Source organism: Bradyrhizobium sp. USDA 4510, assembly GCF_054059095.1.
This window is the reverse complement of the sequence record NZ_JBSSBT010000001.1, coordinates 1,241,966-1,258,597: the sequence shown is the minus strand read 5'-3', so window position 1 is coordinate 1,258,597 and position 16,632 is coordinate 1,241,966. Positions and strand designations below refer to the sequence as shown.

Annotated in this window: 11 protein-coding genes; all 11 read left to right on the top strand. The window is 59.4% G+C overall.

All coding sequences use genetic code 11. From position 1 onward, the window contains the following. Positions 1–444 precede the first annotated feature (444 nt). Positions 445–1,065 carry a hypothetical protein gene (locus tag ACVMDN_RS05580; protein ID WP_456835508.1) on the top strand — a complete coding sequence of 207 codons (621 nt, stop codon included), beginning with the start codon at positions 445–447 and terminating at the stop codon, positions 1,063–1,065. Positions 1,066–1,775: 710 nt separating this feature from the next. Next, the gene (locus tag ACVMDN_RS05575) at positions 1,776–3,491 is read left to right on the top strand and encodes an MFS transporter (RefSeq protein ID WP_069276054.1); all 1,716 of its coding nucleotides are present in this window, start codon (positions 1,776–1,778) and stop codon (positions 3,489–3,491) included. Positions 3,492–4,682: 1,191 nt separating this feature from the next. After that, positions 4,683–5,801, top strand: a complete 1,119-nt coding sequence (locus ACVMDN_RS05570) for a branched-chain amino acid ABC transporter substrate-binding protein (RefSeq protein WP_456835509.1) — start codon at positions 4,683–4,685, stop codon at positions 5,799–5,801. A 54-nt stretch (positions 5,802–5,855) separates the two neighbouring features. Beyond that, positions 5,856–6,092, top strand: a complete 237-nt coding sequence (locus ACVMDN_RS05565) for a hypothetical protein (RefSeq protein ID WP_069280670.1) — start codon at positions 5,856–5,858, stop codon at positions 6,090–6,092. A gap of 2,422 nt (positions 6,093–8,514) precedes the next feature. Then, complete coding sequence (locus tag ACVMDN_RS05560; RefSeq protein WP_069276056.1) at positions 8,515–10,029, top strand: FAD-dependent oxidoreductase; 1,515 nt, start codon at positions 8,515–8,517, stop codon at positions 10,027–10,029. 28 nt (positions 10,030–10,057) lie between these two features. Then, entirely contained in the window at positions 10,058–10,753 is a 696-nt protein-coding gene (locus tag ACVMDN_RS05555; protein WP_456835510.1) for an aminotransferase class III-fold pyridoxal phosphate-dependent enzyme, read from the top strand. Further along, a protein-coding gene (locus tag ACVMDN_RS05550) for an IS630 family transposase (RefSeq protein WP_141343507.1) occupies positions 10,710–11,652 on the top strand; the annotation gives its coding sequence in 2 pieces (ribosomal slippage) (positions 10,710–11,048 and positions 11,050–11,652; 942 coding nt in all). The genes ACVMDN_RS05555 and ACVMDN_RS05550 overlap by 44 nt, the downstream gene beginning before the upstream one ends. Further along, positions 11,633–12,436: an aminotransferase class III-fold pyridoxal phosphate-dependent enzyme gene (locus tag ACVMDN_RS05545; RefSeq protein WP_456843614.1), complete on the top strand. Its 804-nt coding sequence runs from the start codon at positions 11,633–11,635 to the stop codon at positions 12,434–12,436. The genes ACVMDN_RS05550 and ACVMDN_RS05545 overlap by 20 nt, the downstream gene beginning before the upstream one ends. Before the next feature lie 29 nt (positions 12,437–12,465). After that, positions 12,466–13,407 (top strand): sulfotransferase family protein, encoded by a 942-nt coding sequence (locus ACVMDN_RS05540; protein ID WP_141713271.1) that lies wholly within the window; start codon positions 12,466–12,468, stop codon positions 13,405–13,407. Positions 13,408–13,460: 53 nt separating this feature from the next. After that, positions 13,461–14,651 (top strand): MFS transporter, encoded by a 1,191-nt coding sequence (locus ACVMDN_RS05535; RefSeq protein ID WP_081334851.1) that lies wholly within the window; start codon positions 13,461–13,463, stop codon positions 14,649–14,651. Positions 14,652–14,668: 17 nt separating this feature from the next. Then, on the top strand, positions 14,669–16,030 hold the full coding sequence (locus ACVMDN_RS05530) for a condensation domain-containing protein (protein ID WP_245313759.1): 1,362 nt from the start codon (positions 14,669–14,671) through the stop codon (positions 16,028–16,030). The last annotated feature ends 602 nt before the right edge of the window (positions 16,031–16,632 follow it).

Below are 16,632 nucleotides of genomic sequence, written 5' to 3'. Positions count from 1 at the left end.
CAAAATCGACGCTGCAATTCCGCTATCAAGCGTCACCTGAGACCAAATTGCATTCAAACACCGCGCTTAGTGAAAGATAATGGTGCGATCAAAAGCGCCTCGTTGGCGAAATGGACCAGGAGCAGCACATGGCCTGTCATTTCTACCGACTGCTTTACCGATTCCGCATGCGCGCATATGCCGAAACACTGTTTCGGCGTAGCAGGCACGAGAAGCAGGAAAGACTCTGGCTGCAGTGCAGCTTGATGAGGCTTGGGAGTGAACTACGACAATCCGACCACTGGTCCAGCGCAGCGGGGCAGCCGGTGCAGGACGTGGCCGAAGCCATCTTCAGTCCCATCTGAGGATGCGGAAAGGCGTGCTGCCGAGAACAGCGCGTTAGGCCGCAACAAGCGCCGCCGAGCCGGCGTTGCGAGAGGATGTGCATCGGCATCCACAAACAACATGAAGAGGCGTGAGGAGCACGCAACCAGCGGTGTGCCGGCAAGCGGCAATAACGCGCCCCTCATCGGCAAAACCTACGGTCGCGCGCTGCAGCCGGTGTGCGGCGCCGACGCGATCATCGTTCGCGCCTCCTGTGAGGGCGGCGACAATATTCTTCCAGCGAACCGACGGTTGAATGGCATACGTGCTCGTCGGCGCTGCGATGAAATTGGGGCCGGTGATACTGCACGCCGGCCGGGGCCCCAGAACGATCATTGGTCGGCTCAAAGAGACGGCCGGCAAGTAAGAGAAGCTCCTGCAGAAGACGACAAACGTCGGATCGCGGGATGCGGCACGAATCGTATGTTGCTGCCCGAATGCCCTGCATCACGCAGGTGCGCGATGATCGATCGTGCACATAATTTACGCACCGCGCCTTATGCATCGCATGACAAATGGTCCCGCTCCGGCGGGCTTTCACTGCCTATCCTCGGCCACTTGAATAGATCAACAAACGCCTTCGCCAGGGCGTCGGGCGATGTCGCACCACGCGAAAGTTTAGCGAAGTCGACGGCCTATCCTGACACTCTTCACACAAAACAGGCTGAAGAGGAGAATCAGAACGCCCGCGCGTTCGAGTAGACTTGAACCGAATGTGCTTGAGCTGGCTACGGGAACAATACACACGTTTGCTTTGCAGTGCGTAACCGCTCCCAAACCAAGGTCACAGCGGCGCTGCGGTTGGACGTCTGTCCCACGTACTGCGCGAAATACGCGCACAGAGGCTCGATCTAGAACCCAATACTCCTACCGATGGCCTCCAATGCTCCGCACTGACGCGAAACCACCTGGCAAGCGATAATAATCACTGCGCAGCTGTGTGGAGGCATTGAAAAGTTCGGCGAGATCGAGTTTCGGTCGTTCAGCTTCTGCGACGCAAATCGTTTCGCGCTTAGAGATCTCGCGCATTTGTCCGATTCGTACAAAGTTTGCAGCTGCCAGCCAGCCCACCCAATCAATAACGCCGCGCAAGCAGTGCGCTGGGGCGAATAGGTCTGAGGCAGCCTTTAGATTATCCGATCGTTAGCGTCCACTGCGGCACGATTGGAAAGGCGATTCTACTGCGATTGGAGATTGCAGATATCACGCCGGTGCTGGAGACCATTCCGGCTTTGTGCGGCGCTGCCTTTGCTATGAGGCGCAAGGCGACGGAAGCAGTCGATCACTTTCAATCAAACTCGATCGAAGCATCTCATTTCACAGCCACGTCAGGATCTGAAGGCGATATCGCGACAGGAACATCCTTGTGATCCCTACCAAGATCAAATCATGGTAGATCATCATGAGTTGATATGAGCGATTCACTCAAAGCCCAGGCGCATAGTACCGACGGCATCACGGCGCCGCTGCGGCACGCGACCTTCAGGCGCATCTGGCTTGCGAGCCTCTTGTCTAATGTCGGTATCCTGATTCAAGGCGTTGGTGCCGCCTGGGCCATGACGCAGATGACGTCGTCGGCTGACAAGGTCGCGTTGGTGCAGACTGCACTCTTACTGCCAGTGATGCTGATATCGATGCCAGCCGGGGCGATCGCGGATATGTATGACCGCCGTATCGTGGCGCTGGCCTCCCTTGGATTGGCGCTCGCCGGGGCGACCGGGTTGACGTTAGTCGCCTGGCTTGGCTTGGCCACGCCAAACCTCTTGCTGATGCTATGCCTCGTTGTCGGCAGTGGTATGGCGCTGATGGGGCCGGCCTGGCAATCGTCGGTTAGTGAACAAGTTCCGCTGGAAGCACAGCTGCCTGCGGCCATCGCGCTGAACGGCATCAGCTACAACATTGCGCGGAGCGTAGGTCCGGCAATCGGCGGGGTCGTGGTGGCAACTGCGGGTGCAGTGGCGGCATTCGCGCTCAACACGTTGCTCTATCTGCCGCTGATTATCGCGTTGTTGCTCTGGAAACGTATGAGCGCGCCCGCGCGCTTACCGCCTGAAAGATTGAGCCGGGCGATGGTGTCTGGCGTACGCTATATCAGCAACTCACCGTCGATCAAGATCGTGCTGGCCCGCAGTCTGGTGACCGGCATCGTTGGCGGTGCAATCACCGCTCTAATGCCGCTTGTAGCACGCGATCTCTTGCATGGCGACGCCCAGACCTACGGCATCATGCTTGGCGCTTTTGGTCTGGGTGCGGTGGTCGGCGCATTGAATATCACCGAACTGCGCCGGCGGTTGAGCGGCGAGGCGGCGGTCCGCGCCTGTGCGTTGTCCATGGGCGCAGCGATGGCTGCGGTTGGGCTCAGCCGCGAACCGGTGTTGACCGCAGCGGCACTCGTCCTGGCGGGAGCCGTGTGGATGATGGTGTGGGCGGTATTCAACATTGGAGTGCAGTTGTCAGCGCCGCGCTGGGTGGCCGGACGCTCGCTTGCAGCTTATCAGGCGGCGAGCTCAGGCGGGATTGCCGTCGGCAGCTGGGGTTGGGGCCGTCTGACCGACGCGGCCGGGGTCGAAACCGCGCTGCTGGTGTCGGCCGCCCTGATGCTCGCCTCACCACTCATCGGCCATTGGCTGCCCATGCCCCGTATCGGCGCGCGGGGTGAGGAGCCTGAGCCGCTCGCCGATCCTGAGGTGCGACTCGCCTTGACCGGACGCAGCGGCCCGCTCGTCGTCGAGATCGAATACCGAGTTGCACAGGAGAATGCGAGAGCGTTTCATAATGTGATGCAAGACGTGCAATTGTCTCGCCAGCGCAACGGCGCCTACGGCTGGTCGATCGCGCGGGATATTGCCGATCCGGAATTGTGGACCGAGCGCTATCACTGCCCGACCTGGCTCGACTACTTGCGTTCGCGGAACCGCTCGACGCGGTCGGAACGCACATTAGAGCAGCGGGCCATTCACTTCCACGTCGGCCCTGCGCCGGTACGGGTCCGTCGCATGCTGGAAAGGCCGTTCGGCTCGGTACGCTCGAACGACGACACGACCGAGTGCGCGGCCGGCGAAATGGGAGCGGAGATCGCAAACCCGCCAAAGGCACTCCGTAGCCGGCCACTTCGCCCCATCAAGTGAGCCAGCTTGCGGGTAGGTTGGGCCGGACGAGGGTAATCGACACGCATCACACGAAAAAACGGTACCCAGCATGGACGCTCTGTACACTGCTCTCGCGACAATCGGCGAGAGCGTCGAACCGAGAAGGCGACAATCGTGGGGAGATTTCCGGCGAGAGCAACGAAAGGTTCGCGCTTTTGTACACTCTTTTTCAAAACTCACGCTTACTGCAACTTCGGTGGCTTCGTAGTCGGCCAGCCGTACATCTCAAGCATTTGGCCGCGTCATCGAGCTGGTCCGGCAGACACACACTTTCTTGGGTTAGGAGCGTCAGCTTTGCCCAAGGCGCATTTCTCCGCTTTTCTTGTGCCGAACTTCAACAAAGTAAGGCCGAATGACGCCGCAAAAATGCAGCGTCACCCGGACAACGCAGAAATGGCGCAACCAAAAGCCGCATAATTTGCTTGCGAAGCTCAAAGTGACGAGCTGCCGCTCCGATCTCTTCTTAGATGGCATTCGAGGGTGATTCATGGGCAATCATGACCTTGTCTCCGGTAGCCTCCTCGCGCTGACCGCAACCAGCTTGGCGCTACTCTGCTCGAGCCTGCTCGTCTTTGCTTTCATTTGAGACCGTGCTGGTTGCCTTGCGCGCGCTATCGAGGGGATCACGCCGTCGGAGCATGAAGTGTTTGTATGCCTCCAAGGGACAATGTTCGCGCACGACCTGAACGATCGTCTCTGCTTTCGGCTCGACCGACCGCTTGGTCTAAGAGGCGGCGCTTCAGACGCGACAAGCTCTGTACGTTCCGGATTGATCTATTCCTTTCATAAACGCTCGGTTCAGTTAGTGTCCAGCAAGACAACGCCGTCATTGAGATAGTGGGCGGTATGGGATCGGACGCGCGGCGAAGATGAGACGGGACGGAGAAGTTTGCGTTATCGTTGCCTATTCGCATGCGAGCCGGCCCGTTCCCCTGCTGGAACGACATCGTCATGTACTGTTTCTGAGCGATGGACTGTCTGCCGACAACTCCCGAACCTGGTCTCATCAAGTCAAGATGGGCTCCTGCGCCCTCGTGGCGGTGCAATCGAACTGTTTGATGCGCGATCATGACTTTATCTCTGGTTGCTTCCTGGCACCAAGCGCCGCGGGGGTCCCCTTGCTCTGCTCGAGCTTACTCGCCGTTGCGTTCACCCTGTGAGGACCACCCCATGAAATCACTCAAGCTGATCGGCTTTGCACTTGGAGCATCGATTGCAATGTTCACCGCAGCGTTGGCTGAGGAAATCTCCATCGCCGTCGCCGGACCAATAACCGGGGGCGAGTCTGCCTTCGGGCGGCAAATGAAGAACGGCGCCGAGATGGCGGTAGAGCAGATCAATGCTTCAGGCGGCGTACTCGGCAAGAAGCTCACCCTCGACATCGAGGACGATGCCTGCGATCCCAAACAGGCGCGATCGGTAGCGGAAAAGGTCGCTGCCGCTAAGATCCCGTTCGTTGCTGGGCACTTTTGCTCCTCGTCATCGATCCCGGCCTCGGAAGCCTATGCGGATGGCGGTGTACTGCAAATCACGCCGGCTTCGACCAACCCGCTATTCACCGAGCGCAAGCTGTGGAACGTGGCGCGCGTCTGCGGCCGCGACGACCAGCAGGGGCAGGTTGCCGCCCGGTACATCACGAAGCACTTCAGCGGCAAGAACATCGCGATTCTAAATGACAAGACCACTTATGGTAAGGGACTCGCCGACGAGACGAAGAAGGCACTCAACAAGGCCGGCATCGCTGAGAAGATGTACGAGTCCTATAACAAGGGCGACAAGGATTTCAATGCGATTGTCTCGCGACTGAAGCATGACAGTATCGACCTCGTCTATGTCGGCGGCTATCACCAGGAAGCGGGCCTTATCCTGCGCCAGATGCGCGATCAGGGCCTGAAGACCGTACTCATGTCGGGTGACGCGTTGGCTGACAAGGAATTTGCCTCTATCACCGGCGCAGCTGGAGCAGGTACGCTCTTCACCTTCGGACCAGATCCACGCAAGAAGTCGACGGCAGCTGCGATCGTCAATAAATTCAAGGCCAAGAATATCGACCCCGAAGGCTACACGCTCTATACTTACGCTGCAGTGCAGGTCTGGATGCAAGCCGCAACCAAAGTCGGCACCTTCAACCCAAAGAAGGTGATGGACACGATCAAAGCGGGCTCTTGGGACACTGTGATCGGCACACTGGAATACGACGCCAAGGGTGACATCAAGCAGCTCGACTATGTCGTTTATAGGTGGGACGACAAAGGCGGCTATAGCGAGACTAACCCGACCGCGTTCTGACCCATCTTAGTGCGAGACATCAAAGAGCGCCCTCAGGAGGCAGGATGGTGATCAATGTCGATCGATCGACTGCTCCAAGGCAGCAAGCTACGGCCGGAAGAAATTGAATGTCTGAACTCAGCCTATGCACGGGCCCTGCGCTCGCTCTGCTTGGTTGATCGAGACGACCCTATCGCAGAAATCATCGCCAAGAAGGTCATCGAGGTTGGCAAAAGCGGGGTTGGCGATCCAACAGAGATATCAAAGCGCGTCATCGAGCAGCTTGGTGTCCATAGACCGCCATCGGTCTAAAGCGGGCACACACATGCGCAGTTTCGATCCTATTCCCGCTCGACTAGCCTGCCACGGGTTCAACGCTCACGGGCTGGACTCAATGGGAGCCGATAACTTGGTTCAACGCAGACGTTTTAGCGGCGGGCACGATGAGGGGTCCCTTCGCCGGACTGCAGTCATCGGTTTCGGCTTACGGAGAGTTTCGACTGTCGGACCGCGCGACGCGCGTTAGCTCAGGCACCCATCGTTCCACGAAGATGTTCGACTGGCAATTGCGGCCCCGCCCCATGGAAATCAAGGGCGGGGCCGCTCCCCCTCCCCCCCGGGGGACGCCGCGCTGCCGATGACAACGGAAAGTCTAACTGCGATCCCCTGTCATTTATCTCATACGCCCAAGCGGCTCACCTGCACTGTGGATTTCGGTCCTCGGTATTTTCCGCGACGTGCCGCAAGACCAGTTGAGAAAGCTGCACAACTAGATCTTTGAGACGGGCTATTTCCTGCCTGCACCGCGCCAACTCACATTCTTCTTCTGTCACTTTCAATGCTTCATGGCGGTCCCTAGCCGCATGACTCATGTTGGACCTCAATCCGAGCAGGTAGTCACGAACGACGGCTCAAGCACATCCCACGCCCCGAACTGTACTAGAAAGCCCGTATTTTTACGCGAGTAAACACTGTACGCAGCGATCCAAAGATCTCGCTACCTCGGCCCAGTGTGCCATTGCGGCTACAGATCCGAGCGAATCGTACAAAATCTCGCCTGGCATGACGGCACGCAATAAAGCTTTGTTCCTCTTCGAGTCCGGGCTTGCGCGAGGAGATCTTCAATTGCCCGGCTGATCCGCGGCTCACCAACCTAGAAACCACGCTCTATCTTGGGCCGCTTCGATTGCCGCTCCGTCGGAACCTTTCGCAGTCATATTCCATAGTTTTCGAAGGCTCCTCAGTGCGGCGGCGGTTCGCATCACGCACGCAGTTTTATCTCGCAAGATGTCCGCGCCCTCCTGGGCTGAGCGGGGACCATTCACTCGCACTCCCAATTGAGAGGAATGGCGCACCGACTACGCCGCGCGCGATTGCGCCAACCCCATAGTGGGAATTGAGTTGGTTTGGAAAATGTCAGCCGAGCCAACGTCAGCAAAGCGCTCCTGAACATTGACATCTTTCGCTTTGGGCGACTGGGGCTGTGCGCTGACGGGATTGCGCCGTCATCAAAAGGAACCGTGCAGAATGGTCGCGAGCCACGCAACTGGTGAGATAGGTGTCAATAGGTCGCGCACCCCGGCGATAGAATGGGTATTGCTTGCCGCACCAAAAGCTCATTGCGCGCCTGCGCGGCGTCGTCATCACAGAACTTCGTCGCTGTAGTGATCTCCGCGGAGGGTACGACAAGTCGTGCGGGCGAAATCGCTCAAATGTTCACGTGTACAAGCCCATTCACCAAAGCAGATACGACACCGCACCTTGCGGATCTTGGATGACTTAGCTGCATGTAAGAGATCGGGAGCTTGGATTTTCATGGTGCACGCCGCAGCTCAAGCGACTTGATTCGCACCTAGCGTCACGTTGTAGCATTTTAAAGCAGGACGCGAAGGGTCCCGGGCAAACTGGCGGGGCTGCTCCGGCAGAGGCGAGACAATGACACGGTCGACGCTACTTTAGGAGGATCTTCGAAATCATGCCGATTGAATGAGCGACGATGACAGATGATCGCGGGCTGTCAGTGCATTCGGCGAATATCGCCTTGGTAAAAAGGGAAACTACGCCAGACTTTTCGACATCGATCCTTTCGTGTTTGGAATTTGCGGTGAATGCTTTGCCGCAAATAACCGTCGGCAGCCCTCCCTCTGTCGACGGGAGCTGGCGCGACGAGTCTCGTTCGCCCAGACTAACTTCCGCCCGGCTCTCAAAATGAGGCCGGGCTTTTTTTGCCGCATGATGTGCGGCTTTGGTGTTCCTGCTAGCCGGCGCCTGATGAGTTGCGAAGAATTCGGGAGATCAATAGTCTTGGCGGACTGCAAAATGCGAGCCGCACGGCCTTTTGACGACGCATAATCAAAAAGCTCGCGAGCACCCGCTCATGGTGCAAACACGTTTTCTCACCCACATCAGGAAGGTTAGCTGGATTTGGACAACTGCCTGATCCCATTGTTCTATTCGATGGTGTCGCGGCTTCTGAAGAGCCATTAGTCATATTCATGCGGTTGCGACCTGGATGGTCTTGAATCGTACGTAGCGTCACATTGTACGATCTTGCGGTAGTTCGCAATGATACGCAGCAGTTGATCAGCTGAACGAAGCCAAACCGGACAGTCTTGGGTAATCGTGCAAATGCCGCGCGTTCATCGTTGGCTATGCCAGCTGTCTCAGGCAGCCGGTCACTGATGAATGGGGCTTTGATTGCGCATCGTCGATATTTGTTGCCAAAGGTGAAATTATGAGGGCCGATATCGTTGATGTATGCGTGATCGGGAGTGGTGCCAGCGGCTCGACCGTTGCATACGAGATCGCCCAGCACGGTTTGCGAGTGCTCCTCCTCGAGGAAGGTCGGTCGCTTCCTCCCGACGCCTCGCTGGCGAGCGTCCAAGATGGTATGGATACCGCGCTGGTGAAGTCTGCGGCAGGTACGTTGACGCCGTTTGGACGTCCCTGGACCGTGTGCGCGCTCGGCGGCGGAATGACTTTGTACGCCGGAATAGCCTTCCGCTATCGGACCATCGATTTTGACGCGCGAGCGCACGTGGCCGGAGACGCGCTTGACCCTACCTGGCCGATCAACTACGCCGAATTACGCCCGTTTTACGAAGAGCTAGAAGGGCGCATGGGAGTGGCCCGCCTAGCCGGGGCAGACCCATACGAACCACCGAGCGATCCTCCCGTTCTGCCCCCGCATGACTACAGCGCGAAGGGGCGGCTGATCGCCGATGCCGGCGGACGCCTAGGCCTACTACCTTTTCCCACCCCATTGGCTATCAACTCCGTACCCTATCGTGGCCGGCCAGCCTGCCATTGCAACGGAACTTGCAACGAGCATCTGTGTCCTACCGGCGCGCGGGCCGACGCACGCTCGCCATTCACAGATGTCGCGCTGCCGCCCGGCGCGCTGACAGTTGCACTCGGCAGCAAGGCTGTGCGCATCGATCTGGCTAACGTCAGCCGCGCGGATTCCGTGGAATGGCTGGATACTCTCAGGCGACAACGCGCTCGGATCCGCGCACGCTGCGTGGTACTCGCCGGCAACGCAGTGCAGTCTGCCGCCCTACTGCTAAGGTCGGCTCAGCGGGCGGCGCCCAACGGCATCGGCAACGCCTCCGGCATGGTCGGCAGTGGCATCTCGTTTAAAATCAGCGGCTACGTGTCCGGTAGCACCGCAATAAGTGCAATGCCCGCGCGCCCGGCCGGTGGCCCATTCTCCACCGTTGCGATCTCCGATCACTACCTGGACGAGGATGCTCCTTCGGGACTCGGCGGAATGATCTACGAAGCGAGTCGGGTTGAGCGCACGGACCGCGACGGAAAGATAACACTACGGCTGCACTTCCTGGCGGCCGACCAACCCATGCGCAACAATGCGGTCCGACTTGCCACCAGCCTGGATCGGCTGGGTTTGCCAAAGATCATTCTCGATTACTGGACCCATCCGCTGGACAAACGCCGATTAGGCTATTTGTGCCGACGTGCGTCGAACTTGCTGACGGAGGCCGGTGTGAAACAAGTCGATTATCAGGATTCCAATTATCAGTTCGGCAGCGGACATCTGCATGGCGGCTGCCGTGCCGGTGTCGATCCGACCCAATCCGTGGTCGACCGCTGGGGCCGGGTGCATGACATCGACAATGTCTATGTCGCGGATGGCGGCTTCTTTCCCTATTCCGGAGGCGTCAATCCGACATTCACCATTCAGGCGAACGCGTTACGGATCGCTCGAAGAATAGTCACGCAGCTCGCCTAAGGGAATGATTATCAAACGGAGAGGGCTCATGTCCAACGCCAGCCCGACTACCACTGTGGCAGTGACCGACGCGCACGGATCAGCACTACGCCGCGCGTTGCGCGTCACCGCGTCGGAGAAGTGGGATCTCAATAGGCGTTTTCCGGTCGTATTGACGCGCGCCTCGGGTGCGCATGCATGGGACATCAATGGAAGGCAATATGTCGATTTCACCTCCTGTAGTGGTGCTGCGCCGCTCGGAGCCGGATACGAGCCGGTCGTGGAGCACGCAGCCGCCGAGATGCGCCGTACCGGCGGCATATTGCCCGGCCCCCTGTCCGGGCACCGGATCGAATTGGCCGAGCGGTTGGCGGAGATCTTCCCCGTCGCGGAACGTTCAATGTTCTTCCGCACGGGATCCTGTGCGACCACCGCCGCCGTCCGCCTTGCCCGCTCATTCACAGGTCTGAACCATGTGCTTACCAGCGGATATCATGGCTGGCACGACTGGCAGTTGCAGGACCGGCCCGAAATGGGGCTACCCAATCGGGATCGAGACAGCGTGGATTTCCGCTACAATCTAGACTTGCTCGACGAGCTAGAGCGGTTTCCAGTTGAGGTGAATCGGAACAGTCAAAGGGGATTCCCACGGGCACGCAAATCAGATTCGGTGTTGCCCGCGACAACATGCGGGGCATGCGATGGCGAAGGGATACTCCAAGGACCTCAGGGTGCGTGCGGTTGAGCTTGTTGAGTCCGGCGAAAGCGCACGTGAGGCTGCGCGCATTCTCAATCTCGGCGCTTCGACTACGATCCGATGGATGGATCGTTGGAGGAAGACCGGAAACGTTGAGGCCAAGCCCGGCACCGGGCACAGCCGCTCGCCGTTGGAGCAGCACAAGCAGTGGCTGATCGAGCTGATCGCCGCGGAGCCGGACCTGACGCTCGAGGAGATCCGCGCGCGTCTGCGCTCTCAGAGAAAGCAAAAGGCCGGCATCGGTTCGATCTGGCGTTTCTTCGACCGTCACAGCATCACCTTCAAAAAAAACACTGCACGCCGCCGAGCAGGATCGACCTGACGTCGCTGCCGAGCGTGCCGCGCTGAAAGCCGAGCAGCCCAAGCTGCGTGCACCGCGCCTCATCTTTATCGACGAGACTGCGGTCACGACGAAGATGGTCCGGCACTATGGGCGCTCTCCTCGCGGTGAGCGCCTCGTCTCTGGCGTGCCCCATGGTCACTGGAAGACGCTGACGCTTGTCGCCGCGCTGCGCATCGATGGCCTCACGGCGCCCTATGTCATCGACGGTGCAATGGATGGGCCCTCGTTCCTGGCTTATGTCGAGCAAGTCCTGGCGCCGACCTTGCGCAAGGGCGACATCGTCTTCATGGACAACTTGCGCACTCACAAGATCGCCGGTGTCCGCGAGGCGATCGAGGCTGTCGGCGCCCGCGTGCGTTATCTGCCGGCCTACTCGCCCGACCTCAATCCGATCGAACAGGCCTTCTCCCGGTTGAAAGCTGCGCTGCGCAAAGGCGCCACCCGCACGGTCCAAGCCCTGCTCAAACTCATCGGCAAACTCGTCAAGTCGTTTGCGCCGCAGATGTGTGCCAACTACTTTAGGCATGCTGGATACACCAGATGATCCACATCATGTGGAAAATGCTCTAGCAAGTGTCCAGCGCGTCGCCGCGGTGATCATCACTCCGGAAGTCAACTTCTTCCCGCCCGAATACCATCAGGAATTACAAAGGCTGGTGCATCGGCACGGCGCCTTGCTCATACTTGACGAGGTGATGACCGGATTCCGCTACGGCATTGGCGGCTACCATATGGCGGTCGGAATCACGCCCGATCTGATCACGCTAAGCAAGGGATTGGCCAATGGAATGGCGCTGTCCGCAGTCGCGGGGCGCGCGGACGTACTCGCCGCCGCGGAGAAGACATACATGGGCAACACTTACCAGCGCGAGGTTACCCCATTCGCGGCCGCACTAAGCACCCTGCACGCGCTGCGCGACGGGACCTTGCTGGCTCGGATGCGCGAGGTTGGCGATCAACTGATCAAGGGGCTTAACGAGGTCTTTGCCAGACAACAGGTCGCAGCATGGGCATTCGCCTGGCCGACTATGTTCGATGTCGTATTTGCCAACGCTGAACTTGGCCACGCCTTTTTCCAGGAGATGTGGTCGCGGGGCTTTCTTATGCAGTACGGCGGCCGCTTCATGCCGTCGGCGGCGCTATCCGGCGCCGATGTGCAGACGGCCATCGAAGCTGCTGGAGAGGCTCTGCCGGCGGCGCTGTCCCGCATGGAAAACATCGGCAGCGACCCGGATCCAGTCGCAGCCGCTGTACGGTTCGCCAGGGACCATTTCGTGGCCACTCCGGGGGCGGTTCGGCGCTGGTTCACCGCACCCGGCTGCGGATGAGCACGCATTTTCCAACGGAGAACACGGCCATGCCGCTGCCCAATCCATTTTCCACATCCCCGGTGCTGCTCGGCGGCGAGAACCGCTCGGGCACCACATTGCTGAGCATCGTGCTGGATTCGCATCTGGATTTGGTAGTCGGGCCGGAGATAGACTTCCTCGAACCACTCAATCTCGGTCCGCACATCTTGCGCGCGATCGACCTGCTCGCGCCCGGCGATTTCCGGGTCGCGGGCATGACCAAAAACACTGTCGACCCGTTCTGGTATGACGGGGTGCATTTTGTGTTCCAGTGCCGCCGATTCGGCCTCGACTTCGATGATATCCGTGAATTGGTCAGCAAGGTGATGGCCGAGACGGGCGACGATATTGTTTCGTTCGCCGCCCGATGCCGCCTTATCAACGAGATCGGCGAGTTGCGCCGAGCACGTAGTGGGGCCCAGCGCTGGGGCTTGAAACTACAGCGTAAGATCGCCCGAACCGACGACTTCGCCCGGCTGTGGCCGCGCGCACATTTCGTTCATATCGTGCGGGACGGCCGCGACGTTGCCGCCTCTCATCTGAATACCGTTCCTGATTGGGGATATCGAACGGTTGCCGACGCCGCGCGCGGTTGGCTCAAGGTGGTATCCCAGCCGCATCGAATTGCGCCGCCTGGTCGTTATCTCGAGGTGCGTTACGAGGATCTTGTAAGCAGTCCCCGTCCCACTCTGGCCCGAATTCTGGATCACCTCGGCCTGCCTTGGGATGAGGCCGTGCTACGTCACGCTGAATACGAGCACGTATTGTTCGAGCAACCGCACGGCCATCCGGCGGCCGAGGCTGCGGGCAAGCCGCTGCACCAAGGCAGGATCGGTCGTTACGTCCAAGATCTGACGCGAGCCCAGATCGAGGAGTTCGAGCAGATCGCCGAAAGTGAGCTGAGCCGACTGGGATATTTGTCGGTTCGCAGCCTGTCTGGCGACGCGTGAGCCGCCCGCGCCGGTTCGTCCCGCTGCGCGGACTGCGACGAAGCTATCTTGCGTTGCTCGTCGGCCAAACTATCTCGCTGCTGGGCTCCAATGTAACCATGCTAGCGCTGCCGCTAACCGCAATCACCTGGTTGGACGCTGGCCCGACGCAAACGGGACTGCTCTTGGCCTGCGGTCGGGCGCCGTACCTGGTGGTGAGTCTGTTCGCCGGGGTCATTGTGGACCGCCTTCCGCATCGGCGGATCCTTTTGACCGCCAATCTGGTGATGGCGGCAACGCTGGCCACGATTCCCTTGTTCGCCAGCCTTGGACATCTTGGACTGGTTCAGTTGTACATGACAAGCATGCTGGTTGGGATCGCCGCAGTGATCGCTGACGTAGCTTATCTGGCGTGCATACCCACCGTCATCGACCGCTCACAGCTGGTTCGGGCGCAGAGCTCATTGGAGCTCAGCCAAGCGGGCGCGATGGCGGCAGGTCCGCTTCTGGCCGGTTGGCTCGTCAACGAATTCTCCGCCCCGACCGCGATACTGTCGGACTCGGTTTCGTTTCTGCTTGCCGCCGCGTTGCTGTCGCTGGTGCCGATGCGGCGCGCTCGGTGCTCAGAGGCCGCATCGAGCGCGGTGCTCGGACAAGTGGCAGAGGGGCTGGCGAGCGTGTTCGGCAATCCGATTTTGAGGGCAGTCACGTTGGCCAGCGGCACATTCATCTTTTGGCACAACGCGTATTCTGCGGTCTTTCTGCTGCATCTGACCAAGGATCTCGGGCTCGACAGCCGGGTCGTCGGCATGGTGCTCGGCATCGGCGCGCTTGGTGGAGTGATCGGCGCGGCTATCTCACCGCGGGCGGGCCGGGCAATTGGCCTCGGCCCAATTTTAATGATCGGTTTGGCGGTGAGCGCCGGAGGAATGAGCTTGACGACCCTGCTCACCCAACCCTTGTGGGCCGCAGTTGCATGCGTGGCACTTTCCCAATTCATTCTGTGGATCGGCCAAGGGATTTACAACGTGCAGCAGGTTCCCATTCGATATGTGTTGGTGCCGCAGCACTTACAGGGCCGGGTCAATGCGAGTATCCGCAGCGTGGTGTGGGGACTGGCCTCATTGGGTGCGCTGGCTGGCGGCGCGGCCGCTGCTGCAACGAGCCTGCGTACCACATTGCTCGCGAGCAGCGTGCTTGGCACGGCCTCGATAGTGTGGATTTTGCGGTCGCCGCTGCGCCACACGCACAGCTTGCGTCGGTGACTGCGAGGGACCCGCTGATGGACATCAAAGAGTTCGGCGATCTTGATCGGCGGCCAGGCCGGCTCATGGTGTGGCGAGTCAACGTCCCCGACCCTATCAGCTGGCGGCCTGACCCGCGCCGCCCGTCCTATGTTCAAGAGGAACATCTTCGCTCTGCGGACGATGGCCGACCGGGTTGGCTTGGCGCAGCATTCGACTTGCCTGGCGAGTTCAACGCCGCCGCGCTAAGCAAAGCGATCCTCGGCTGGGTCAACCGGCACGAGGTATTACGCAGCCGCTTGACCAAGGATGGGTCGGCAATTCATCGCACAACGATTGATCCGGGCGCGGTAGCGCTTGAGAAAACCGTAGTGGGTGACCGCGTCGATGGCGACGATTTCGCTCAGCTCCTGGAAAAGCTGTTTGACGCGGAGACCACCGCCCTGCGCTGGCCGCCGTATGTCTTTGTGACGATCAGCCGGCCGACATCCACGAGCCTCCTGCTCGCCTGCGACCACTCTGTCAGCGATGCCTACTCGATGGCCTTGGTACCGTATGAGCTCCGCGAATTGTACACAGCCGCGATCCATGGAACGGCCCCCCAGTTGGCAGCGGCGCACAGCTATCTGGATCACGCCGAGGCCGAACGAGAGCGGGTGACCGGCTTAACCGATGAGCATCCCGCTATCGGCCACTGGCGCGAGCTGATCGCGGCGAATGGCGGTCAATTGCCCGACTTTCCGCTAACATTCGATGTGCCGGAGGGTTCCTTGCAGCGCAGCGGACAAATGTGGCTGCTCGATGCGGCTGGGGCATCCGAATTCGATCGCGGCTGCAGGGCTCAGGGCGGAAACACGGCGACGGGAATTTTCGCCTGTCTGGCACTGGCAGGAAAGACACTAGCGAGCCAACGACAATTCCACGCCGTTGCGCCCTTTCACACCCGGTACGATCTGCGCTCGATGCGTTCGGTTGGATGGTATGTCGGGATGAGTCCGGTGAGCTTCCGGGTGGCTGATACGTTGCCTGAAATCCTGCACGCCGCCCGGCTCGAGCTCAAGCGCGCCAAGAAAACAGCTCAAGTGCCATTTTCGAAGGCGATGGAGCTGCTCGGCACCACACTGCGCGACCGCTTCATGGTATCCTACATGGACAATCGGACGGTGCCTGGGTCGGACTGCTGGCCCGAGTGGCGGACGAGATTTCTGATCAGCCGCAGCTCTGATGCTTGCGAGACGTACCTATGGGTCAGTCGCTGGCAGGACGGGATTTCCGCGAATTTCCGCCACCCTGGTACAGCCACCGCGCGAAGCGCGATGGATCACTATCTTGCTGAAGTGGCTGCACAGGCTCATCTGATCGGCCGCGCTAATCCACCACCGCAACTCTCCATCGACTGACGAAGGTGGCTGAAAGTCGAACAAGAATCGCCCAGGCTACAATTAGATTATCCGTGCTTGGGTGATCAGAAGCGAGGTCAACTCTAGGAGATCCGATCAAACCCTGCCTAGAGCGACACCTCCAGGGAGGCAGGCGCAAGCATACGCCCTTTCCGCTCTATGTTTTTGGTTCAGACGACTTTCTCACGGGTGGCGCGAGCGATCAAGATGAGTCGCCAGACCAAGCCAGAAAATTCTCATTCCTGACAGCAACAGGCATAGTTCCGACCTGCATGTCGGGTTTACAACGCCGATCAACTGCGAGCTAGCATCCCCATATCGTGCTTTTCTGAATTGAGTTTAGCGATGGCACGGTCGTTGCAAGTCTTCGTTCAATGGATGGATTCGCTTCCCGCATGGAACGGATGCTTTTTTGGTCTCATGTGCTAATGTAGTTGTATTCGCAAAGTGATGACGCAGAGTTTCTCATCGACGATGCTTTCTACCAGCAACGCAGAATACGAGCTGCAGCTGACGAAGACGACGAGCTCGCTATACTCACCTCGCTGGGCGATTGACTTGGGCTGAACAGGAATGCTTCAGCATGCTTTCTCATCGGCATA